This is a genomic window from Pseudomonas sputi, from assembly GCF_021603585.1.
Lineage (GTDB): Bacteria > Pseudomonadota > Gammaproteobacteria > Pseudomonadales > Pseudomonadaceae > Aquipseudomonas > Aquipseudomonas sputi.
Genome location: NZ_BQHI01000009.1, coordinates 105,438 through 126,341 on the forward strand (window position 1 = coordinate 105,438; position 20,904 = coordinate 126,341).

Sequence of the window (20,904 nt, forward strand, 5' to 3'; positions counted from 1 at the left end):
GCCCAGCTGAAAGGAGGACTCAGATACAGGGAAATGCCCCAGTATGGCTGCCCGGTGTTGAGTGTCTGGAGGTAACCTTGCTTGCTTTCCACCCGAAATGAGCAATTCTAAGCTAAAGCACTTATGCAATAAGGCATGAGTCCAACGTCGCGACGAAAGCTAGAAAGCGACGAGGGCAATGGAAGAGTTCGCTAACTTGGGTGCTCTGGCTATTCCCTCGGATGCACCAATTACAAAAATGTTCACAGTTGTTGGAAAGAATTTTGTACTCACACTCACCGACTCTGGATTGTGCGCGATTTGCAATTTCATCGTTGGTGAAGTTGGAGTGCTCATGAAATATCCAAACCGGTTTTCCATTTGAGAATTTAACGATATTAGTTATTTCAATTGGCCCTGGTCTAAGTGATACGCTAAATCCTGAGTAGTGGGCGATATTTCCATTGCCGAGGTAAATCCCGTGATGTAAATAAACTTTCCGTGGGCTGACCAGATGTGCGCCTACAGGTATATCGATTGGTTGGCTATCAATATTAACAAAGGTGGTAGAACTTTCAAAGTTGGTATGTTTTTTGTCGAGTTGATTTTGGGGGATGTTGTCGGGGTAACTCCTTTTCGACAGATTGGAAAGGTGAGTGATGATTTTAGTGACAGCCAACACCCGGTGCATGATCTTGATTAGGCAATGTGTGCGTAGGCTGTATCCGAATATCGTTGTGAGGTTAAACATGATGAAATCCTCCGAGATCCTTAAGGTTCATGGTATCAATCCGTCGGAGGTTGTTCATTTGTACATGCGTTTCGATTACCTAATCATTTTATATACCCATCCTATACCAGGGTATTAGACCGAGGGTGCGCAACTGCCTCAATCTAGACCTATGACATTATGAGTTTCGCGATCACTCCCTTGGTTAGCAAACCCGTGTGAGGCACCGATGCGGTGCCGAGGAGCAAGGCTGTGTATAACTCGCTCAGCTTTGTGAAGTCGCTAATGCGCAATTTTTGTCTGTTAGACTGAATAAGAGGCTGGATATGCACTAGCCTTAAGTAACTGAGTTTCAGTAAGGCATTCACAGTTTTCTGAGCGTCTTTCTTTTAGTATGTCTGACTCAAACAACGTTTCTAAATCAACGCGAGCTTCTCTTGCGGTCTGAATAACAGCTGCTTCGTCGTCGTATACAAGATACTGGTCGGCAAGCAGCTTTTCATCGTGTTGCTGAAAGTGTCTTATTCTGCTCAAAGCCTGGGTTTCACTCAGTCCAAGCTTAAGCAAAGCAATTCGACTCATTTCTAGACTTGAGTGAAATAACTCACGCACAGGTGTTGCTTTAAGATCTAATAACTGGTGAGCATGTTGCCTGTTACGTGCTCGCCCTATTATCTTGATTTTAGGATAAAGTTGTCGCACCAGCTTTGCAGTTCTTAAATTTGCATCAGGGTCATCTGTTGCAATAATTATCAACTCGGCCTTGCCTGCATTGGCGGCACGTAATATCTCCGGTTTTGACGCATCGCCGTAGAAAATAGGCATGTGTTTGCTGACGCTGCGAGAGTACTCAATCGGTTCTACAGCGGTATCCAAAGCGAGAAATGGAACACCTTGAGCGCGCATCACACGTGCAATGATTTGGCCCATACGACCAACTCCAGCAATGATTACTTTTGGCGTGTCAGTATCATTACTCGTATGGTGATATTCCATGGGAACCGAGATTGGGATTTTCTTTTTCTTGAAAAAGTATGTTAAGCCAAGCACAAGGAAAGGTGTCAGTGCCATGGATAAAGTTATCGCTAGCACCAAGATATTATACAGGTGCGAGCCAAATATGTTCTGATCCCTAGCGGTTTTGAAGACCACGAAGGCGAACTCCCCTCCAGCTGCCAGGATTAGGCTTATTTGTAATGCCGCGTGCCGATCGAGACCGCCCGCTAATCTGCTAATGAAGTAAAGTAATGGTAGTTTCAATGCGATTAGTAACGAGGTCAGGAGGAAGATTAGCCCTGGTTGGACTAATAGCAGACGAAGGTCAGCAGTCATTCCTACGCTTATGAAGAATAGACCCAGTAATAGTCCTTTGAATGGTTCAACCTGGGACTTCAATTCATGGCGGTACTCCGAGTCAGCCAGTAATAAACCTGCAAGGAAGGCGCCAAGGGCCATTGAGATTCCCGCCAAATCCATCAGCCAAGCAGTGCCAAAGACGACGAGGAGTGCGGTGGCAGTTGAGACTTCCTGCAGGCCAGATTTCGCGACAATTCTAAATACAGGTCGTAATAGGTACCTCCCGGAAAAAACTACCAGCGACAGACTGAGGAGTACTTTACAAATGTGCTGCGGCACGTCTCCTGCCGCCGTTGTCTCGGTGACGCCATTGAGCAATGGTATCGTCGCGATCAGCGGGATCGCAGCTATGTCTTGGAACAGTAAGATTGCGAATGCAAGGTGACCGTGCGGGCTGCTCAGTTCGTTTCTTTCTGCCAGGATCTGCAATCCAAAGGCGGTGGAGGATAGGGCCAAACCGAAGCCAAGAATAAGTGAGCGATCCAATGATTGTCCGAAGCTTATGAGAGCTACGGCACCAATGACCAAAGCAGTTAGAAGAACTTGCGTTAAACCCACACCAAGCACGGTCTTTCTCATCACCCAAAGTCTTTGGGGTGACATCTCTAAGCCTAATAGAAACAATAGTAAAACGACTCCTAATTCAGAAATGCGGCTTACACTCTGTGGGTCGCCGATCAATCCAAAAGCTGAAGGGCCGATCAATACTCCTGCTAGCAGGTAGCCTAGTACGGCACCCAACTGTAAATGCTTGGAAATGGGCACAATAAGAACTGAGGCCGAAAGGAAAATAACTGCTGCCTGTAACATGCTTATTTCGTGATTGGCTATGCTTTCCATGGGCAAGACTCTTATGGGTGCAGTTAAATGGTAATTTCTTGGTATTTAATTGCTCTTACCGATTAGGTTGCGGCGGGGGTACATAAAGAAACCGCATGAATGGAGGCGCGGATAACTCCTGAGTTGGCGCGTATGCCACAATATCTGTGCTAGGCCGAGTTTTGTTGCAGATTCTACTCACACGCTTCACAATTAGTTTGTCGGAGCTTCCAGGGGCGACTTTCTGTAAGGTTAAGTTCTGCGCATTCAAGTCGGGGTGATCTGTATCCTCAACTCGAGCTGAATGGTCTGCGTCGATATATCGAGTATCTGACTGCGAAAGCATGTACTTGAGGGGAATGCTATCGGCATAAAACAAGAAGTATGCATTTGCCGTGAGTATTAATAATGAAGTACAGACAATGATTGCATTTTTCACGTTCTCCACCTCGCTGAATATCTAAAATATGCAGAGATTGTCATGTCTTCAGTTATGCAGGAGAACCTCAATTATCTGATTTTTGGTATCAGCCAAGGTGATGGAGAGGGAGAGCTGTTCAAGTGGTGAATCGATACTTCGCTAAAGCATGGAAACCGCAGTTGACTTGCTACTTGGGGGGGGAATACCCTGCCCGCAGCCCCCCCCCCGCGACTCTGGCTGTATAGCGGCACAATTCATTTAACCTCAGCGGCTTAATGAAGAAACGAAGCGCTGTACTGCGTTAATTACGACCTCGGGCATCTCCCGATGTGGAACGTGATAGCAATTGTTGAGCATCAGGATCTCGCTGCGGTTAACTGACAGTTGGGCTATTCGTTCGGGATGGGCTGCAGATCCGTATTCATCCTCTACGCCATGGATGACCAATACGGGGCACAGAATTTGGCCTAACCCTCGTTCGATCGTCCAATCAGCAAAGGATTCTGACAGCCAGGTTTGCGTCCAAGCATTCAATACCCATTGAGATTTCTCCCCGTGGTATTTCTGAAGTCGTTCAAAATAGCGGGCCTGCTCGAATTGCGCCTTCGCGGTCTTTATCCCAAGCAATGTCTGGTCTTCTACAAACGCTTGCGCTGACACTGATACCACGGCTAAACACTGCTCAGGAAAACGCGCAGCGCAGTTCAAGGCCATTGCGCCCCCTACGCTGTGGCCAAATGCGATAAATGTTTCTATACCAAGATGATCAGTCAAGGTAGCGAAAAACTTGGCCTCTTCACGAATAAAATCGGAGGAAATGGTTTCGGAATATGGCGAAGAAAGCCCGAAGCCTTGGCGATCGTAAGCAATCACATCTCTGCGGGTTGCGGCAGCGAGCTGCGCGGGGAAATCGCGCCAGAGTGCCACGCACCCAAGCGAGTCATGGAATAAAACAATAGGCGAAGCATGCTGTGCAGTGTTTTGATCATGCACCCATGTGCGAATGTAGACTCGCCCGTAATCGGTAGGTAACCAAAGCTCTTTTTGTCCAACTGTAGCCATCGTGACGCCCCTCAGATCAAGAGATGGTTGTTTGCATATCTGAACGATCCAAGCGAAGTGTCACTGAAGAAATGCGAAACAGATGATCGATCATGATTTCTTAGGAATGTACGCTATTTACCCGTGTGCTAGTGAGCCAGGACAAACCGAGATTAGCGATTTCCAGTTCATGGTCGTGGTGAGATCGCCCATCGTCGGCCTACTTTCGAGTGCTCTAGCGTAGGCCGAGATGGGTAGGAAGCATCTCTGTCAGTGGTCTCAAGCCAGCATCGCCATTAAATTGCCTTCGCGATCCAGCTTGGCCAGGTCGTCAAACCCCCCGATGTGATGTTCACCAATGAAAATTTGCGGCACGCTGCGTCTGCCACTTCGAGCGATCATTTCTTGGAATTTTCCCTGCTCAAATTGAACATTGATCTCTCGGGTTTCAACCCCCTTACGAGCCAGCAATGCCTTGGCATTGCGGCAGTAAGGACATGTATCGGTGGTGTAAAGCGTCACAATACTCATCGTCTACCTCCAGTGTTCTGTCTTCAATTCACGCGTGTACGGCTGGGAAGTCGACATCAGTTTGGGCAACGTTGTTGAGGTAGTTGGTCAACGTCATTGCCGCAACGTGAGCAATCACTTCAATAATTTTTGCGTCATTCACACCAACTGCACGGGCCGAGGCAATTTGATCATCAGTCAAGCGCCCACGGCTTTCCGTGATTTGCTTGGCAAGTGCGGCTATGGCATCGAGTTGACCGTTGCGAGCGCTTTCGATCTCACTGTCTGACATGCCGGATTTGCTGGCAAACAGAGTGTGTGCAGCCAGGCAATAATCGCATCCGTTAACTTGGGATGTAGCGAGTGCAATCGTTTCCTTTTCGACGGCTGTCAAAGACGTTTTGCTCAAGGCAGCCGAGTGCTGCATGTACGCTGAAAGAACTTCTGGCGCGTGAGCTAGAGTTTTAAAGACGTTAGGCAGGAAGCCAATTTTCTTTTGTACACCTTCAAGCATTGGGCGTGCAGATTCGACGGCTTGTTCGATGTTCAGGGTGGTGATGCGGCTCATGTTGATTCTCCGTAGGTAGTGCGCGGGATGCGCTGGGTACGGAGGTCATGCTACGGACGGCGTTCAATCCTAGGGATGCACAACGTCGAGGAAATGCGACAAATCGTCCAAATAATGGTTTGGGAGCTTTCTCATGGATCGTCTATCTATCTTGCTAACGCAGTTTGGGGTTAGCGCAGGCACGTTTCATAGCGGAGCTTTTTGCGGCATAACAGCGTTTGATGGAAGCCAGTCGTGTGGGCATGTGCACTTGCTTCAAGCTGGAGAGTTGGATGTTCGCTTGGCGGACGACCGTGAAGTTCATGTCAATGTGCCGACACTGATGTTTTTCCCGAGGCCGTATCGGCACCGACTTTCTGCCGGTGAAGAGTTTGCGACTCAGCTGGTCTGCGCATCTTTATCCTTCGACGGTGGAGCCAGTAATGCCTTGGCATCCGCGTTACCCGACTACATGATTTTGCGTCTCGATGACGCGCCCAGCATGTCTGTGACGTTGGAGTGGATGTTCACTGAGGCATTCGGTGGTGCGTGTGGTCGAGAGGCGGTTATGGATCGACTCTTTGAGTTGTTGGTCATCTTGTTGCTACGAAGAATATTGGCGGATCAAAGTCAGCGGCCAGGAATGATGGCTGGATTGGCGGATCCACGATTGGCTCGCTCATTGAATCTGATGCACGAGCAGCCTAACAAGGCATGGAGTTTGGCAACGCTAGCTGCTGCTGCGAATATGTCTCGTGCGAGCTTTGCTGAACATTTTCGTCGTGTAGTGGGGCAGCCTCCCGCAGAGTACCTCTTGAGCTGGCGAATTAGCTTGGTTCAAAAGCGACTGAGAGAGGGAAAATCTATCGCTCTAGTCGCCGATGAGGTCGGCTACGATAGTCCCTCTGCACTGGCAAGGGCTTTCCGCCGGAAAACAGGAAGCAGTCCTCGCGAGTGGGCGCAGGGTGCCAAGCTTCGATGACTCGACAAAGCGAAGAAGAATCTTGTTGAACTGATGAATATCGATCGTCATGTAGCCCTGAAAGCATTATTGACAGATTGATCCAGAATTGAGTACGATTTGAGTATGGCCAGACCGAAAGAGTTTGATAGAGACGAAGCACTTGATGTTGCGCTGAAAGTTTTCAGAGCAAAGGGATTCGAGGGCACCACGACTGACGACCTACGTTTGGCGATGAAAATCGGCCGACAAAGTATGTATGACACCTTTGGTGATAAGCGTCAGCTCTATCTGGAAGCACTAAAGCGTTACCACTCTCGGAGCATTATCCAATTTATGGAAAGTCTTGAGGGGGGGAGCTCTGCTCAAGGCGCACTTCGAGACGCACTTGGTCGCTTTGCGAACCAGGACACTGATGATTTGGCACTGGGCTGTATGGGCATCAATGCCGTATGTGAATTCGGTCGGTCAGACGCTCAAGTTAACGCCATCATTGATGCCGGCGGATCAGCGTTCATAGTGGCGTTTAAGGACTTAATAGCCAAAGGAAAGGAACAAGGAGAGTTTAGGAGCGATTTGGATGAAGACAAAGCGGCTTCTTACTTGCTCTCAATTTTGTCCGGCATGAAGGTCAGCGCAAGAGCAGGAGCTACGACCGAGTCAATCATCGATATTGCCGGTTTAGCTGTACGGGCATTGGCGGCCTAGTAGTAAGTGAATGACATGTGCACTGAGGTGCACATTTTTTTGCATGATTATGGACAGTTCAATCCAGAAAAGGCGCTGTCTCGGTTTTCATGCACCAAGGCAGACGACAGAGTTCAGAGATAATTGGAGGTAGCAATGCAGACTGATGATCCTTTAGCCGCTTTGGTGGCTCGTGCGGAGATTCAAGACGTTCTGTCACGATACACGCGAGCAGTGGATCGCATAGATATCGAAGCCATGAAAAGCTGCTTCCACGCGGACGCAACGCTCCATCAAGGCGGCTTTCAGATGGGGGGACGTGACTTCTGTGCTGCTGTAGAGGGAATGTTGCTTGAGCTTGTCTTAACGCATCACCAGACAGGCAACATCCAATACGACATTCGGGGCGAGACTGCCTACGTTGAAACCTACTTCACGGCAATTCACAGAATCGGCAGTGAGGGTTGGAGTCCATTTCCTCAGGCGTTACCTGGGGATGACTTACTGATCAGAGGTCGATATCTCGACCAGTTCGAACGGCGTGACGGTGTATGGGCAATCGTAAGAAGAGAGGCCACAACCGACTGGGCTCGATTTGATCGTGCGGATGATCGTGGACTTGTCGAATTCCCGCCCGCGCCTGTTAGTTCTCGCGACAAGAAAGATCCGGCCTATCGTCGTTAACGTTGTAATTAGAGGAATATCGGTATGAACACGAATCCTGAAAGAATTGGCGTCGGTGTGATCGGCGCCAGTCCGCTCAGTCCTGGCTGGGCAAACGTCGCACACCTGCCAGCGATTCTCGCTTTGCCAGATTATGAACTTCGAGCGGTGAGCACCAGTAGGCCTGAATCAGCTAAAGCTGCCGCAGAAGCCTTTGGTGTGCCTGCCTTCGATAATCATCAAGATTTGATCGCTCATCCTGGTGTTGATCTGGTAGTTATCACCGTCAAGGTTCCACATCACCATCTACTCATTTCCGCTGCGCTTGACGCGGGAAAAATGGTGTTCAGTGAATGGCCGTTGGGTAACGGGCTAGATGAAGCAATTGATCTCGCCGCTCGGGCTAAAGCTGCCGGAGTAAAAACGGCGATAGGCCTTCAAGCACGCTTTTCTCCTGTCGTACGGCATGCTCGAACGTTGATTGAAGAAGGCTATATCGGAGAGGTGTTGGGAACGACGCTGGTGGGGTCGGGCATTGCTTGGGGAGGCGTTACTGACCGTACGCATGCCTACTGGTTCGATGCAAAGAACGGCGCTACTACGCTTTCTGTGCCGACTTTGCATGCTTTGGAAGCCATCAACTACGTCCTTGGTGACTTTGCCTCAGTCGCAGCGACTTCCGCAGTGCGTAGGCCAACAGTGACGTTGGCAGAGGACGGCTCGACGCTTCCGGTGACCGCCCACGATCAAATCGCAATATCTGGGATTCTTAAAAGCGGCGTGATTGCATCGATTTTCTATCGCGGGGGAGTGTCTCGCGGCAACAATCTGCGCTGGGAAATCAACGGAACGAAGGGTGATTTGGTGATCACCGCAGCGCTTGGAAACCTTCAAATCGCGGACTTGAAACTTGAGGGCGGTGCGGGTGATGAGGAGGGTGTTTCACCTATCCCGTTGCCAGGTTTCTATGACAGCGAACCAGGTGGCGTATCAGGTGAAATCGGTGCAAACGTCCTCCGTTCTTACGCGCATTTTGCTAAAGATTTGCGAAACGGCACCAACACGATGCCCGATTTTGAGTATGGCGTTCGACGTCATCGGTTGTTAGCGGCTATCGAAGAGGCGAGCCGGTCAGGAGTTACTCAAGCAGTTGAGTAATGAATACGTCACGTACCGATTCATGAAATCGTCGTCACACCCCCGTTATAGATCTGTGGGAAGTAACCAATGAAAGCAATCATGATTAAACAGCACGGAGGCTCCGAAGAGCTTTATCTGCAGGAGCTGGCTTCTCCCGTCCCGGGCCCTGGAGAGGTGTTGGTTGATGTCGTGGCCGCCGGCGTTAATTTTATGGATGTTGGGGTACGTAAAGGACTCTACTCCATATCAGCCCTGCCGAAGATTCTCGGTGCGGAAGGCGCGGGGAGGGTGGCTCAAGTTGGCGAAGGTGTGACCCGTTTCAACGTCGGTGACAGGGTGGCGTGGTTTTACATAGTCGGCAGTTACACCCAGCAACTTGTTGCCTCAGTCGATGCGTTGGTACCCATACCTGAAGACATCAGCTTCGAAGTAGCGGCTGGCGCAATGATGCAGGGTCTGACGGCAATGAATCTCACGCACGCGACCTACAAAATCTGCCCTGGAGATACTGCACTCGTTCATTCGGCGGCGGGAGGAGTTGGGTTGATGCTAACCCAGATGATCAAGTTACTCGGAGGGAATGTAATCGGTAGGGTGTCAACGCAGGAAAAAGCAGAGCTTGCGCGTAAAGCGGGTGCTGATCACGTGATCGTTTCGACTGACAGCGATTTTTCCGAAGAGGTTATGAGGTTGACTCATGGGAGTGGCGTCAATGTCGTTTATGACGGTGCCGGCGCTGACACTTTTTACGGGTCTCAAGCGTCGCTAGGCTACTATGGCGTGCTTGCCTATTATGGGCAGACGATCAAGAGCCTCCCCCCGATAGACCTCACAGATCTTCCTAAAAGTATCCTGGTTACATTTCCTGTTGTTCACCATCTGGTGCGTACCTACGAAGCATTAACAACACATAGTAGCCAGTTATTCACTTGGATACAGAAGGGGCTTATCTCCGTTCAGATTGGTCAACGTTATCCGTTGGCAGACGCGGTGCAGGCCCATCAAGATATGGAAGAGCGACGTACGGTTGGGAAGTCATTGCTTATTCCCTAAAGGTCAGTTTGGGAAAACTAAATGGGCGCAATAGCGCCCATTTAGTTTTTTCCCAGGTTCTATGTAGCTTTGCTCGCTTTCGAATCTGTATTAGATGTCCACGACAATTTTGCCCTTGGCTGTGCCGCCGGACACAATGGCATAAGCTTCGTTGACGTTGTCGAGAGTGAATTTGCGGTCATCAAGCAATACTCGCAACTGCCCGGACTCAGCCAGACGAGTAGCCTCAGCCAATATCTCACCGTGATGTTTACGTCCTTTGCCAGTCAACAGTGGTAGAAGTGTAAATACGCCCGAATAGGTGGCACCCCGGAAGGACAGGGGAGCGAGCTTATGCTCACCCCAACCCAAGCAACTGACCACGTGACCCGAGTACACCTTAGTCACTGCAAAAGAAGCGTCCAGGGAAGCGCCGCCGACTGTGTCATAAACGATGTCGAATCCTTCTCCATCGGTATGTTGAGTCATGTACTCCGCAGGCACTTGTTCGTTGTAGTCAATGGCAGTGGCGCCGAAGCTTTCGATCGCGTCACGGCTCTTTGCGCTGCCAGTTGCGTAAACCTGCGCACCGCGCGCTTTTGCGATCTGTACAGCGATATGACCCACGCCACCTGCACCGCCTTGAACCAGCACTTTTTGGCCCGCATGGACGTTCGCGCGGTCTACCAGACCTTCCCACGCTGTGATGAATACCAGTGGCAGTGCTGCTGCTTCTCGCATACTCAGATTGTTTGGCTTGCGTGAAATCAAGTCGGCGTCTACAGCTATATACTCCGCCAGTGAGCCCTGCTGGCCGCCGATCCCACCGGCCATGCCATAAACTTCATCTCCAGGCTGGAAGGCGCTAACGCCTTCGCCGACTGCTACCACTTCACCTGCCAAATCCATCCCTAAAACCGCAGGGAATGGTTGGCGAGCGTGTGCCCCCTTACCTTGGCTGATCTTCGTGTCCAAGGGGTTGACTCCGCTGGCAATGACTTTCACCAAGACTTGGCCTGCCTGAGGCACAGGTAGAGCTAGACTATGGATCTGCAGTGGGGATTCTGGGTTTACCGCGACAGCGGCACGCATGTTGATGTTGTTCATAGGTCTTCCTCTTGAAATGATCCAAGCCGGCATCCGGCGTTGAATACAGTTTCACCTAGCGGCGGGTTTCCGATAAGTAGGTAAATCCCTATAGTGATGATTCCAAAAAGCGACTAAATCGGAGTCACATGGACATCCTTGAATCAATGGCGATTTTTGTCCGAGTAGTGGAGCGAGGCAGCTTTTCTGCTGTTGCCCGGGAAATTGGTTCAAGCCAGCCTACTATCAGTAAACAGATCGGCTCCTTGGAAAAACGACTAGGTGGTCGTTTGTTCGCTCGCAGTACACGTCAATTGTCCATGACGGATGAGGGGCAGCGTTACTACCAGCAATGTCGAGAAATTCTGGCAGCTGTAGAGAATGCTGAGCACACTTTTCAGAGCGGTCAAGAGCGTATTGCCGGAACATTGCGAGTGGCATCCTCGGGCAGCTTCGGTCGCATCCAAATTGCGTCGAGGCTGCGTGGTTTTTTAGAGCTTTACCCCGAAGTGTCCGTCGATTTGCAACTGAACGATGAAAATGTCGATTTAGTAAGCTCAGGGGCTGACGTTGCAATACGCATTGGTGAGCTCAAAGACAGTAGTTTGATTGCAAGGCAGATTGGACTGACTAGGCGCAGAGTGTTCGCTGCTCCAGCCTACCTAGAGCGATTTGGATCACCTTCCAAACCGAAGGATTTGACCAAACATAATTGCCTTGTTTTTAACCAGCTGGAACATTTTGCGAGTTGGCGATTTGAGCATAAAGGCAAATGGGAAAGCGTGCAGGTCAGTGGTAATGTGCGTAGCAATAATAGTGAGGCGGTGAGGCAGATGGTGTTAGACGGGTTAGGGGTTTCGCTTTCTCCGTTGTGGTTGTTTCGCCAAGACCTTCTGGAAGGGCGCGTAATGGTTCTTCTTGAGAGCCACCCACCTGCTCCCTTACCAATCCATGCCGTCTCTCCGCCAGATCGAAAACAGTCTGCAAGAGTCCGGGCTTTCACCGATTACTTGCGGGACGCGTTTGCGCTAGACACCGATATCTGCATGGGCTGAGGTGCTGAGGAGCACAAAAACCGGATGAGTAATTTACGCGGGCATCCTCTCGCGGACGATGTTGACGAAGGCCCGAAGCCCCCCCGGCATGTAGCGATTGGCTGGGTAGTAGAGGCTCAGGCCCGGAAAGAAAGGAGTCCAGTCTTCTAGCACGCGGACAAGCTTTCCCGAGGCAATGTGAGATGACACCGCGAACTCATTCATCCAAGCCAGCCCGGCACCTTGGAGGGCTGCCTCTATCATTAAATGGTGACTATCGAGCGTAAGCGAACCGCTGACGTCTATCGCCTGCTCCTCACCCCTTTTTTTGAATTCCCACTTGCATAAAGTGCCGCTTGGGAAGCGAACTCGGATGCAATTATGAGCGGCCAAATCTGCCGGCACTTTCGGTTCAGGGAATTTGGAGAAATATTGGGGCGACCCGACAACCGCAAAACGTAGTGGGGGACTGATAGGAATTGCAATCATGTCCAGGGGGACGCTTTCTGCCAACCTGATTCCAGCATCGAATCCTCCGGCGACGATATCTACAAAGCCTCGATCAGTGACTATGTCCACCCGCATGTCCGGGTACCTATTTAAGTACTCCAATACCACTGGAGTCATCACCATCTGTGCGGCACCTTCAGAGGTGTTCAAGCGTAGCGTTCCAGAGGGTGTATCTCTGAACTCACCGACCGCCTCCATCGCCGCTGATATTTCACGAAGTGCGGGCTGTATCCGAAGTAGAAACTGTTCACCAGCTTCGGTAAGTGAAACGCTGCGAGTGGTTCTGTGAAATAACCTCACACCAAGTCTTTGTTCGAGCATGGCGACCGCGTGACTGAGCGCTGACGGCGATAGGCCCACTTCCATCGCAGCGCGGCGAAAGCTACGATGATTAGAAACCGCTACCACGGCGTTAAGCTCTACCAGCCCTGATTTTTGCATTGTGCTAATTCCTGCATGTATTCATGCAATATTAGCCTGATTGTTAGCCTCATCGCATGAGCATATTTTATCCAGCCAACCTATACCGGAGAGAAATCCTTGAGCCTGCTTCACTGCTCGAAGCAGTAAGCAAGGTAAACCTGGTGGATCTCAAAGCCTGGTGTCTGGCGGGCCCGTTAAGTGGGTTCTTAACGGATAAAGCACTTGCGAGGATAAATTTATGACACGAATCACGACGCCATTTGGGTTTCATTCAACTGCCAGCGACGTTCTGAAAGGGGTCGACCTGAGCGGTAAGCGAGCTATTGTTACGGGTGGGGCGGCGGGAATAGGGATTGAGACCGCTAGGGCGTTGGTCAATGCCGGAGCAGATGTAACACTTGCCGTTCGACGTCCAGATGCAGCACAAATTATTGCGGCAGAGTTGCGTGCCGTTGGCAGGGGAAACGTCGAGGTTCGATCTATCGATCTTGCGAACATTGCTTCGGTGAGATCATTTACCTCAGCTTGGTCAGAACCGCTGCATATCCTGGTCAACAACGCAGGGATCATGGCGCTTCCTGAGCGAGAGTTAACCCCTCAGGGTTGGGAGATGCAGTTTGCGACTAACTTTCTTGGCCATTTTGCGCTGGTGACGGGTTTGCAGGAGGCCTTGACCCAAGCCCAGGGCGCTCGCATCGTGTCACTTTCCTCGAGTGCAGTTCTGTTAGGGCCAGTAGTCTTCGACGATATCAATTTCGACTTCCGTCCATACGAACCTTTCGCCTCGTATTCACAAGCCAAGACAGCATGTGCACTCATTGCCGTGGAAATCACGCGTCGCTGGGCTGATAGGGGGATCTTAGCAAACGCGCTAAACCCCGGTGCTATCGCGACCAACCTACAAAAGCATACCGGCGGTCTTAAGACACCTGTTGAACGGCAAAAAACGGTTCAACAGGGTGCTGCAACTTCCGTACTTCTAGCAGGCTCGCCTTTGTTGGAGGGGATAGGTGGACGTTATTTTGAAGATTGCAACGAGGCGAAGATTGTTCACCATCGTCCCGCTGATTACATCGGCGTTGCGCCATACGCTATTGATCCTGGCAACGCGCAGCGTTTGTGGAATATTGCCACCAAAATGATTGGGGAGGGCGATGTCTAAGACAGTACGCCCCAAGATAGGCTTTGTCGGATTGGGTGACTAAGGGGGCGTGAATCAGGGCTAAATGATTCCGGGTTGCATAGGCGCTGCTTGGACACCGCCAAAGGGTTAATGGAGCTGGTAAGTCAGTTTTGTGCGACGAAATGTGTTTACAGCTAATTAGGGTGCACGGGTAGATCTGCTGTCGATTTCAACCAAGAGGCGTTCACTGGCCGCCTAATAAAGAGAATCTATAGTCATAACTTGAAATCAAAGGGACGGGCACGACTTTTCGGTTACGAACTAGCCAGCTACGGGTACGCGCTACATCAAAGGATTGACGTGTAAGGGGAAGTTTTATCACGAGCTCTGCCGCTAGTCGATAGCCGCCACACCCGCTGTTGCAATTCGTCTCTAACCATAAGCCCGGTCTTAGAGTGACTTTGGCATCGGTACCGCAAATCAGACATTTCATCATCCTTCATCCCTTTAAATGAGCTCAACATGGAACTAAAGCGTTGAATAGGGTAATTGTGTCCCACGAAAAATCGATACGTACACAAGTAGCAGTCCGCGACTTTTTGGATCGAGGATTGGTAGTTAAACCTTTTAGTATTGATGTTCGATTTACAAGTCTTTTAGTATTTCGTCCTGGTAAACCTTTGCCAGAGAACGCTCGCCAATTTATACTTGCTTTTCGCATTCGACTCGAAAAGGATCTTAAGCAATTACAGACCAAATTGAAGGGCGCATAATAGCCAGTCGGCTGCATTCATTGCTGCGTCTGCGTGATATTCATCAATCTGTAAAAATTGTACGAATAATACAAGCATGGATTTCGTGTTTAATTATGGTGGATCAGGATCGTGCGGTACAGGCCCATCATTGCTTAGAGAAGTCTACGCGCCTCGATATCAAACTCCTACTGCTAATTAATCTTTCTGACAGCCACCCGAATAAAAGCCCAAGGCTTGACCAAAGTACGACGTGGACACCGATTGACGCTATTCGGAATCTCCACAGAAGCACTGCAGAAAAGTCATCGGGTATCTCACTTACAGTAGGGAAAAAATAGCCCGCCACAGCTATGATTAGAATGTAAAGAGATATCCCGACGGTTGCTGCATTCCAGTCGCCGCATGTGGCTCTCATCCTACGGGCTGCTTTGATAGAGAATAGAGCCGCCACGACAGAGACGACAATCATCAAAAAAAACAATACGGTGCGCAGGCCAATCGTTTCTGAATTATTGGTTGCTGGGGGATTCGCAGGATACTTCAACCCTGGTATCAGGTTGATCACAATGAAGGCGCTCACTGCAAGCATCAAGGCCAGAGCCCTCGGGCTGAGCGTCCCCGTCCGACCCAAAGCATAAGCGAAAACCAAAGAAAAAATCCCACCGAGTGACATCGAATAAACCAGCATGCCTGTCAATAAGCCAAAGGTGCTTTGTATCTCTCGGCTGACGACATCTCCGGTTTCCATGCCCATTTCTGAGTCAGCCTCGCCGTGTCCGTGTTGATGACTATGTGAACTTACGTCTTCATAGGCTATGGCAAGCTCAATTTGTGGCTCTCCAAAGACGGTGGCGAAGGTGAACGCCAGGATGCCGGCGAGCAATCCGGCGATCATTCCTCTTGCGAGCAGTCGACCAGTCATTTTAATCACCTAGTGTGAGCATTAATGGCAAGGAAATCCGAGGATATGCCTGCTGTCATGAACGTACTCGTGAAAAAATGTTCCTGTGAAAATTGAAGTTGCGCCTTGCTCCGCGCCAATGAAATAGATACCGACGATCATTAACAGCCCTCCAAAGATCGCCCAAGGTATAATTTCACCCAATGGAATGGTCGGAATCGAATGACCTACCGGGGATGCGGTGTTGTAATTCATGATCGTCTCCGTAAGTTTATCTTGTGGTAAATCGCGAACTCGATACATCAGGCTGGAGGAGAAGAGGCTTCAACGACAATAGCCTCCAAAGCTTGAGCCATTGCTGAAGCGATACTTTCAGTCTCTAGTGCAAGTCCGTGGTGCTTGGACAGCCACCTAGGATCGTTATAGGTCAGGAAAATGGCTCCCTCGCTGTTCTGCCAAATGAGAATTTTAAGTGGAAGATCGAGGCCAATCGTTTGTTCTGCATTCATCAAGGGAGTACCTACGCGAGGGTTTCCGAAAATGAAGACTTCCGTAGGGTTTAAAAACATGCCTACACGCTTGGCAGCCTCAGAATGATCCACTCGCGCAATGATGTCCATGCCCCGGAGTGACAGTGCAGCTATCAATCGAGCTCGCGTATCCGGTAAGCCATTTTGGCTGATATGGGTGACTAAGCCTGGACTATTCATTTCATGGCTTCCTGATACTTTGCGTACTTTCATCGGGCTGCGTGGAACGTGGAAATGCCACAGATATAATAGAAAATGCCAGAAGTGCGCCGACTACTTCTGCAGGTAAATAGATCAATACGATGTCTAGAGGAAGTCCGACAGGGCCGGCTGCGAACAACGCAGAAACAATAATTGCTGGATTTGCGTAAGAGGTTGAAGGAGTCGACACAATAGCGCTTAGTAGCCAGGCTCCAACAGCGAAGGGCCCGGTTAGGGTTAAGCCGCCGCGACTGCACCCAAACACCACAATCATCAAGCCAGTCGCCGCTAGAATCTCGCTATATACAAGTGTCGGCTTTAGGGTGAGTGTGGCAGAAGTATTTAAGGTTGAGTCAAAAAGCTGATTAGCAACAAGTGCTCCCATCACCCCACCGATAAATTGGGCGAAAATGTAGGCAATGGTGCAGTTAAGTTTTCTATCGCCTGCGAGCCACTGCAATGCCGTAATGAGAGGATTGAAGTGTCCGCCAGAAACGCTTCCGAATGCGAGTATCAATCCAACCAGAGCAGCGCTCGTTGCAAAACCGATGACCAATAAAATAATCAATTCATTTTCTACGGAAAGTCTTTGAGCTGTTAAACCCGAAGCGGTGATGACTAACATGAGCAATAGCGTGCCCACACCCTCTACAAACGCTCTTCTAGAGAGCTCAAGATTTGGATTTCGCTCAAAAAAGCATGATCCATTGTCAGTAGCAGAATGAGAGGTCATGACTGCTCGGACTACACATTTTTACTTTCAGTATTGGGGCGTTCCCTGGATCTCACTTCATCCATTTTAACTGCCAAATCTGAAGGTGTCAGAATGCCTTTCTGAAATAGAATATTCGCGAATGCTGCTATCCAGCGCTCATAATAAGTCAGCTTACCTATCATCTCGCTTCCGAGAGCTTCTACGCCCCGTCGTTTCTCTTCAGTGTTAATTATCTTGTGGAAGTCGAGAACATCCGCCAGGGCGTGGCACCTCTTTTCCCATGGTTCAAGTTCGTGCTCAACCTGTACAACGGGGTCTGCTGGAAAACCACCAATATCATTTGGTAGCCGCTTCATCAGGTCTTCAGTCTGGCTCATTTTGGACTTTTCTCCGATGGGTTATTGGCCGGAATTACACCGATCATCGAATCGCGCGTTACCAGCGATGCCAGCTGTTCTTCTGTGAATTTTTCCGTTCCCGCTGGCCGCATCGGTAGAACCAGGTATCGAATTACGGCGGTAGAGTCACTGACGCGGATTTCGACGTCATCGGGGATGATCGTGCCGAACTCAGCTAGGACTGCTCGGGGCTCATAAATGGCTCGCGCCCGAAATGGTTTCAGTTTGTACCAATCAGGTGGGAGGCCGAGCACGGGGCGTGGATAGCAGGAGCACAGGGTGCAAACAATAAGGTTGTGTACTTCAGGAGTGTTTTCTAGAACGATGAGCTGAGTATCGTCGTAGAAGCTAATACCCAGTTCTTCGCAACCGGAGCGTCCGTTTTTTAACAGACGCTCTTTGAAATCGGGATTTAGCCATGCGTGAGCAACCACCTTGGCACCGAGTGCCGGATTGCGAGAGTCGAGCACTTCAATCTGACGACGAATTTCCCCCGGCCCTATCAATTGCCTTTCAATGAGCAATTCACGTACCGCCGTCTCCATAATCTCGTAGTAGCTGAGACTGGCGCTGTGGCTAATTTCGTCGTGCGGGTGGTCATGCTTGGCTTTATCGTCATTCCTTTTGCTCATGATGAAACCCTCTCGAGCCAAGTCTCATAAACCTCAATTCGGATTCCATCAGATGGTGAGCCGGCATAATTGGGCCAGACTTCTGTCATTGGAATGGCGATGCGATAGTAATGAAGCTTGGAGCCAGCGTTGTGTCCATAGCCTTCGTCTTCATTGTTAACCGCTGCTGGCTGCATCACGGCCTCTACTATTCCAACCTTGCCCCTTAAGTAAATCGGGACACGGTAGTGCCCTACAGGAGATCGCTCCAACACTCGCACGCTATCCCCGTGCGAAAAGACAGGTAACTCACCCGCTGCCGATACCACCCCTTTGATAAACGTTGCTGATACAAGGCTGCTGCGATCCATAGGAAGGAAAACCTCTCGTGTGTGGAGGTAGTTGGAGCAACTTCAATATCGGCGCTAATCCAAGCGTCGATTAGCCGTCAGTTCTATCTGGAGCTAGATGCTGAACCCGCTAATTAGTTTCTTCTTGTCTATCTTTGCCAGAATTGACTGATTCAGACCTGTGCACGATAGATAATAATTATCATTGATAAAGAATCGATCAAATACATTTTTTGTTACATTCTGAGGTGCGAAAGTTCTACTTAAGCATAAATAAACAAGAAGTTCTGTAATCGGATTTCTATCCTGAACAGGGAGCGGCCTGTCCAACGATTCGTCCTCAAACTACTTTGTGCGACCGTTGTGCCGACTCGGGGATAAGCGCTAAAACCGCAAAATTCTATACAGAGGATGGACACATGCAAACTGAATGTAATTTTAAAAAATTCTCCATGGCAGCTCTGACGACGCATCTCACGATGCTCAGCTTGCTGTTTATATCGGGTCAAGCTTGGTCAGAAAGTCCGGTGTTGATGATTAATGCGGAAGCCGCCAAGTCACCCATCACAGTCACACCGTTGAGAAACAATGTTAGTGTTTTAGAAGGCTCAGGTGGGAACATTGGTGTGTTAGCGGGTAAGGAAGGGAAGTTCATGGTTGATTCAGGTATCGCTGTGTCGAAGGATAAAATTGAAAGTGCATTGAATAAGCTCGGCCCTTCACCAGTAAAGTATGTAGTTAATACCCATTGGCATTGGGATCACACTGATGGTAATGAGTGGCTCCATAGCAAAGGTGCGACCATTATAGCGACGCCAAACGTTGTGAAGTACATGTCGACGACTACAAGAGTTAACGATTGGGATTATACGTTTGAGCCATTTCCTAAGGGCGGTATCCCTGCAAAGACCATCACCGAACCAACAACATATGAGTTCGAAGGTGAAACAATTATTGCCACTCCTGTTGCCCCAGGTCATACCGACGGCGATATCTATGTGTATTTTAAAAAGGCTGATGTATTATTTCTCGGAGACCTTTTTTGGAATGGAGTGTACCCGTTCATTGACAACGATCAGGGCGGTAGTATTGGTGGCATGATAAATGACGTTAATGCAGTGTTAAAAGTTTCAACGGATAATACACAGATAGTGCCAGGTCACGGCCCGGTTGGGACTCGTGCTCAGCTTATTGAATATCGGGATATGCTGACTAACATACGAGATAATGTAGCGAAGTTGAAAATGCAAGGGATGAGCCTTGATCAAATTATAGCTGCGAAACCGACGCAAAAGTATGATGCCAAGTGGGGGCAGTTCGTGATAAATCCTGATTTTTTCACTAAATTGGTCTTCAACGGTTTGTGATCGTTGTATAAAATTTCAGGCATGGGCAGGAGTCCGGGTCTTCACCCGGGCTTCACCTTTTATATTAGTCCGCCGTCAAACATTGCGTGCCCAAGATCAGTTTGACAGCCTTTCGATGACCAGGTCTAGCAGCACCCGTAAGCGCTTGAGTTGACGAAGATCTTGGTGATAGCCGACCCAAGTATCACGCGACGGCGGTTCATCTCCCAGATCAACCACTTCTAGTTGAGCGAATCGCTCTCCAAGCGGTATCGGTAATATTGCTAGACCTGCACCACTTGCGCACATCTGCGCCTGAACGTCGCGATTGTTGCTTCGGAACGCTACATGAGCTCTCGGCAGCTTGTTTTGAACCCAACTGTAGCAAGGCATGCTCTCAAATGCTGTGTCCATGGTGATGAGCGCAGTCCCATGACCATCTCCAGCTACAGGGTGGGCCGTTCCTTTGAGAATGTATGCCGCGTATCGCATCTTTAACAGTTTTCTCGAAACGACATTAGGTTCATCGAAAGGCTGAATCCGAAATGCCATGTCTGCCTCGCAGCGCGCGAGACTGTAAAATCGTGTGTCAGTGAGGAGTTCGATTATGACTTTTGGATGACTGGCGGCGAACTCAACGAGCACTGGCGACAGAAGATGAGCGCCAAACCAATCTGACGAGGTTATACGCAGCATGCCCTCGAGTTCTTGCTCATGACCGGCGAGTTGCCTCTGAAAAGTCAGTATTTCCTCCTCAATTCTTTGGGCATGTCCCAACAAAGCAGTGCCTTCGTCAGTTAGAACGAAACCATCAATAGTTCGTTGAAATAGCTTTTCTCCAACCGACTCCTCCAATGCTTTCAGACGTCGTCCCATGGTGGGCTGAGTCCCACCGAGCTGACGTGCGGCCCCACGCAGTGTGCCTTCGCGTGCGATGGCTAGAAATATTCGAACGTCACTCCAATCCACAAATGAACCCCTAGCTTTAAGTGTCGCTACGATACGTTCAAACGCGCACGAATGATGATGCAAATT

Annotated in this window: 23 protein-coding genes; 8 read left to right on the forward strand and 15 right to left on the reverse strand. The window is 49.7% G+C overall.

The window, feature by feature from the left end; all coding sequences use genetic code 11:
• Positions 1-121: 121 nt before the first annotated feature.
• From L6D81_RS15080 to L6D81_RS15100, 5 genes are all read right to left on the reverse strand, one after another.
• Positions 122-730: a lecithin retinol acyltransferase family protein gene (locus L6D81_RS15080; RefSeq protein WP_236180552.1), complete on the reverse strand. Its 609-nt coding sequence runs from the start codon at positions 728-730 to the stop codon at positions 122-124.
• A 282-nt stretch (positions 731-1,012) separates the two neighbouring features.
• The gene (locus L6D81_RS15085) at positions 1,013-2,905 is read right to left on the reverse strand and encodes a monovalent cation:proton antiporter-2 (CPA2) family protein (RefSeq protein ID WP_236180554.1); all 1,893 of its coding nucleotides are present in this window, start codon (positions 2,903-2,905) and stop codon (positions 1,013-1,015) included.
• Between the two features lie 664 nt (positions 2,906-3,569).
• Positions 3,570-4,367 carry an alpha/beta fold hydrolase gene (locus tag L6D81_RS15090; RefSeq protein WP_236180556.1) on the reverse strand — a complete coding sequence of 266 codons (798 nt, stop codon included), beginning with the start codon at positions 4,365-4,367 and terminating at the stop codon, positions 3,570-3,572.
• A gap of 258 nt (positions 4,368-4,625) precedes the next feature.
• Positions 4,626-4,877 (reverse strand): glutaredoxin 3, encoded by a 252-nt coding sequence (grxC, locus tag L6D81_RS15095; RefSeq protein WP_236180563.1) that lies wholly within the window; start codon positions 4,875-4,877, stop codon positions 4,626-4,628.
• 28 nt (positions 4,878-4,905) lie between these two features.
• The gene (locus L6D81_RS15100; RefSeq protein WP_236180572.1) at positions 4,906-5,424 is read right to left on the reverse strand and encodes a carboxymuconolactone decarboxylase family protein; all 519 of its coding nucleotides are present in this window, start codon (positions 5,422-5,424) and stop codon (positions 4,906-4,908) included.
• A gap of 133 nt (positions 5,425-5,557) precedes the next feature.
• Here L6D81_RS15100 and L6D81_RS15105 point away from each other — a divergent pair, with 133 nt between their 5' ends.
• The 5 genes from L6D81_RS15105 to L6D81_RS15125 all read left to right on the forward strand — a co-directional run bounded on the left by L6D81_RS15105 (position 5,558) and on the right by L6D81_RS15125 (position 9,907).
• A complete protein-coding gene (locus L6D81_RS15105; RefSeq protein WP_236180574.1) occupies positions 5,558-6,385 on the forward strand; it encodes an AraC family transcriptional regulator in 828 nt (275 codons plus the stop codon).
• Between the two features lie 105 nt (positions 6,386-6,490).
• Positions 6,491-7,072 (forward strand): TetR/AcrR family transcriptional regulator, encoded by a 582-nt coding sequence (locus L6D81_RS15110; RefSeq protein WP_236180575.1) that lies wholly within the window; start codon positions 6,491-6,493, stop codon positions 7,070-7,072.
• A 135-nt stretch (positions 7,073-7,207) separates the two neighbouring features.
• Positions 7,208-7,735: a nuclear transport factor 2 family protein gene (locus L6D81_RS15115; protein WP_236180578.1), complete on the forward strand. Its 528-nt coding sequence runs from the start codon at positions 7,208-7,210 to the stop codon at positions 7,733-7,735.
• 24 nt (positions 7,736-7,759) lie between these two features.
• Complete coding sequence (locus tag L6D81_RS15120) at positions 7,760-8,872, forward strand: Gfo/Idh/MocA family protein (RefSeq protein ID WP_236180580.1); 1,113 nt, start codon at positions 7,760-7,762, stop codon at positions 8,870-8,872.
• A gap of 69 nt (positions 8,873-8,941) precedes the next feature.
• Positions 8,942-9,907 (forward strand): quinone oxidoreductase family protein, encoded by a 966-nt coding sequence (locus L6D81_RS15125; RefSeq protein WP_236180582.1) that lies wholly within the window; start codon positions 8,942-8,944, stop codon positions 9,905-9,907.
• A gap of 90 nt (positions 9,908-9,997) precedes the next feature.
• Here L6D81_RS15125 and L6D81_RS15130 read toward each other — a convergent pair whose 3' ends face one another.
• Positions 9,998-10,993 (reverse strand): zinc-dependent alcohol dehydrogenase family protein, encoded by a 996-nt coding sequence (locus L6D81_RS15130; protein ID WP_236180585.1) that lies wholly within the window; start codon positions 10,991-10,993, stop codon positions 9,998-10,000.
• Between the two features lie 128 nt (positions 10,994-11,121).
• On the opposite strand from L6D81_RS15130, the gene L6D81_RS15135 reads away from it, so the two are divergent.
• Complete coding sequence (locus L6D81_RS15135) at positions 11,122-12,027, forward strand: LysR family transcriptional regulator (RefSeq protein ID WP_236180586.1); 906 nt, start codon at positions 11,122-11,124, stop codon at positions 12,025-12,027.
• A gap of 33 nt (positions 12,028-12,060) precedes the next feature.
• On the opposite strand, the gene L6D81_RS15140 is transcribed toward L6D81_RS15135, so the two are convergent.
• Entirely contained in the window at positions 12,061-12,957 is an 897-nt protein-coding gene (locus tag L6D81_RS15140) for a LysR family transcriptional regulator (RefSeq protein WP_236180588.1), read from the reverse strand.
• Between the two features lie 220 nt (positions 12,958-13,177).
• On the opposite strand from L6D81_RS15140, the gene L6D81_RS15145 reads away from it, so the two are divergent.
• On the forward strand, positions 13,178-14,101 hold the full coding sequence (locus L6D81_RS15145) for an SDR family NAD(P)-dependent oxidoreductase (protein WP_236180590.1): 924 nt from the start codon (positions 13,178-13,180) through the stop codon (positions 14,099-14,101).
• An 861-nt stretch (positions 14,102-14,962) separates the two neighbouring features.
• On the opposite strand, the gene L6D81_RS15150 is transcribed toward L6D81_RS15145, so the two are convergent.
• From L6D81_RS15150 to L6D81_RS15180, 7 genes are read right to left on the reverse strand one after another with little or no spacing between them, the layout of a single operon-like run.
• Positions 14,963-15,739 (reverse strand): CbtA family protein, encoded by a 777-nt coding sequence (locus tag L6D81_RS15150; RefSeq protein WP_276574212.1) that lies wholly within the window; start codon positions 15,737-15,739, stop codon positions 14,963-14,965.
• Between the two features lie 21 nt (positions 15,740-15,760).
• Positions 15,761-15,973: a CbtB domain-containing protein gene (locus L6D81_RS15155; RefSeq protein WP_236180592.1), complete on the reverse strand. Its 213-nt coding sequence runs from the start codon at positions 15,971-15,973 to the stop codon at positions 15,761-15,763.
• A 47-nt stretch (positions 15,974-16,020) separates the two neighbouring features.
• Entirely contained in the window at positions 16,021-16,428 is a 408-nt protein-coding gene (locus tag L6D81_RS15160; protein WP_236180595.1) for a DUF302 domain-containing protein, read from the reverse strand.
• Between the two features lies 1 nt (position 16,429).
• Positions 16,430-17,182 (reverse strand): aquaporin, encoded by a 753-nt coding sequence (locus L6D81_RS15165; protein WP_236180596.1) that lies wholly within the window; start codon positions 17,180-17,182, stop codon positions 16,430-16,432.
• 11 nt (positions 17,183-17,193) lie between these two features.
• Positions 17,194-17,541 carry an SH3-like domain-containing protein gene (locus L6D81_RS15170; protein WP_236180598.1) on the reverse strand — a complete coding sequence of 116 codons (348 nt, stop codon included), beginning with the start codon at positions 17,539-17,541 and terminating at the stop codon, positions 17,194-17,196.
• Positions 17,538-18,194, reverse strand: coding sequence for a nitrile hydratase subunit alpha (locus L6D81_RS15175; RefSeq protein ID WP_236180600.1), 657 nt, complete (start codon positions 18,192-18,194; stop codon positions 17,538-17,540). The genes L6D81_RS15170 and L6D81_RS15175 overlap by 4 nt, the downstream gene beginning before the upstream one ends.
• Positions 18,191-18,544 (reverse strand): SH3-like domain-containing protein, encoded by a 354-nt coding sequence (locus tag L6D81_RS15180; protein ID WP_236180601.1) that lies wholly within the window; start codon positions 18,542-18,544, stop codon positions 18,191-18,193. Before L6D81_RS15180 ends, L6D81_RS15175 begins: the two co-directional genes overlap by 4 nt.
• A gap of 398 nt (positions 18,545-18,942) precedes the next feature.
• Here L6D81_RS15180 and L6D81_RS15185 point away from each other — a divergent pair, with 398 nt between their 5' ends.
• Positions 18,943-19,890 carry an MBL fold metallo-hydrolase gene (locus L6D81_RS15185; protein ID WP_236180603.1) on the forward strand — a complete coding sequence of 316 codons (948 nt, stop codon included), beginning with the start codon at positions 18,943-18,945 and terminating at the stop codon, positions 19,888-19,890.
• A 96-nt stretch (positions 19,891-19,986) separates the two neighbouring features.
• Here the strand turns inward: L6D81_RS15185 and L6D81_RS15190 are convergent, their stop codons facing one another.
• Positions 19,987-20,838, reverse strand: coding sequence for a LysR family transcriptional regulator (locus L6D81_RS15190; RefSeq protein WP_236180604.1), 852 nt, complete (start codon positions 20,836-20,838; stop codon positions 19,987-19,989).
• Between the last annotated feature and the right edge of the window lie 66 nt (positions 20,839-20,904).

What these genes read in the sequence shown, in the direction of transcription:
- L6D81_RS15105 (WP_236180574.1), top strand. Translation starts at nt 5,558, where the DNA reads ATGGATCGTCTATCTATCTTGCTAACGCAGTTTGGGGTTAGCGCAGGC.
- L6D81_RS15145 (WP_236180590.1), top strand. Translation starts at nt 13,178, where the DNA reads ATGACACGAATCACGACGCCATTTGGGTTTCATTCAACTGCCAGCGAC.
- L6D81_RS15130 (WP_236180585.1), bottom strand. Translation starts at nt 10,993, where the DNA reads ATGAACAACATCAACATGCGTGCCGCTGTCGCGGTAAACCCAGAATCC.
- L6D81_RS15120 (WP_236180580.1), top strand. Translation starts at nt 7,760, where the DNA reads ATGAACACGAATCCTGAAAGAATTGGCGTCGGTGTGATCGGCGCCAGT.
- L6D81_RS15185 (WP_236180603.1), top strand. Translation starts at nt 18,943, where the DNA reads ATGCAAACTGAATGTAATTTTAAAAAATTCTCCATGGCAGCTCTGACG.
- L6D81_RS15115 (WP_236180578.1), top strand. Translation starts at nt 7,208, where the DNA reads ATGCAGACTGATGATCCTTTAGCCGCTTTGGTGGCTCGTGCGGAGATT.
- L6D81_RS15160 (WP_236180595.1), bottom strand. Translation starts at nt 16,428, where the DNA reads ATGAATAGTCCAGGCTTAGTCACCCATATCAGCCAAAATGGCTTACCG.
- L6D81_RS15150 (WP_276574212.1), bottom strand. Translation starts at nt 15,739, where the DNA reads ATGACTGGTCGACTGCTCGCAAGAGGAATGATCGCCGGATTGCTCGCC.
- L6D81_RS15155 (WP_236180592.1), bottom strand. Translation starts at nt 15,973, where the DNA reads ATGAATTACAACACCGCATCCCCGGTAGGTCATTCGATTCCGACCATT.
- L6D81_RS15180 (WP_236180601.1), bottom strand. Translation starts at nt 18,544, where the DNA reads ATGGATCGCAGCAGCCTTGTATCAGCAACGTTTATCAAAGGGGTGGTA.
- L6D81_RS15135 (WP_236180586.1), top strand. Translation starts at nt 11,122, where the DNA reads ATGGACATCCTTGAATCAATGGCGATTTTTGTCCGAGTAGTGGAGCGA.
- L6D81_RS15140 (WP_236180588.1), bottom strand. Translation starts at nt 12,957, where the DNA reads ATGCAAAAATCAGGGCTGGTAGAGCTTAACGCCGTGGTAGCGGTTTCT.
- L6D81_RS15165 (WP_236180596.1), bottom strand. Translation starts at nt 17,182, where the DNA reads ATGACCTCTCATTCTGCTACTGACAATGGATCATGCTTTTTTGAGCGA.
- grxC (WP_236180563.1), bottom strand. Translation starts at nt 4,877, where the DNA reads ATGAGTATTGTGACGCTTTACACCACCGATACATGTCCTTACTGCCGC.
- L6D81_RS15125 (WP_236180582.1), top strand. Translation starts at nt 8,942, where the DNA reads ATGAAAGCAATCATGATTAAACAGCACGGAGGCTCCGAAGAGCTTTAT.
- L6D81_RS15110 (WP_236180575.1), top strand. Translation starts at nt 6,491, where the DNA reads ATGGCCAGACCGAAAGAGTTTGATAGAGACGAAGCACTTGATGTTGCG.
- L6D81_RS15080 (WP_236180552.1), bottom strand. Translation starts at nt 730, where the DNA reads ATGTTTAACCTCACAACGATATTCGGATACAGCCTACGCACACATTGC.
- L6D81_RS15090 (WP_236180556.1), bottom strand. Translation starts at nt 4,367, where the DNA reads ATGGCTACAGTTGGACAAAAAGAGCTTTGGTTACCTACCGATTACGGG.
- L6D81_RS15175 (WP_236180600.1), bottom strand. Translation starts at nt 18,194, where the DNA reads ATGAGCAAAAGGAATGACGATAAAGCCAAGCATGACCACCCGCACGAC.
- L6D81_RS15170 (WP_236180598.1), bottom strand. Translation starts at nt 17,541, where the DNA reads ATGAGCCAGACTGAAGACCTGATGAAGCGGCTACCAAATGATATTGGT.
- L6D81_RS15100 (WP_236180572.1), bottom strand. Translation starts at nt 5,424, where the DNA reads ATGAGCCGCATCACCACCCTGAACATCGAACAAGCCGTCGAATCTGCA.
- L6D81_RS15085 (WP_236180554.1), bottom strand. Translation starts at nt 2,905, where the DNA reads ATGGAAAGCATAGCCAATCACGAAATAAGCATGTTACAGGCAGCAGTT.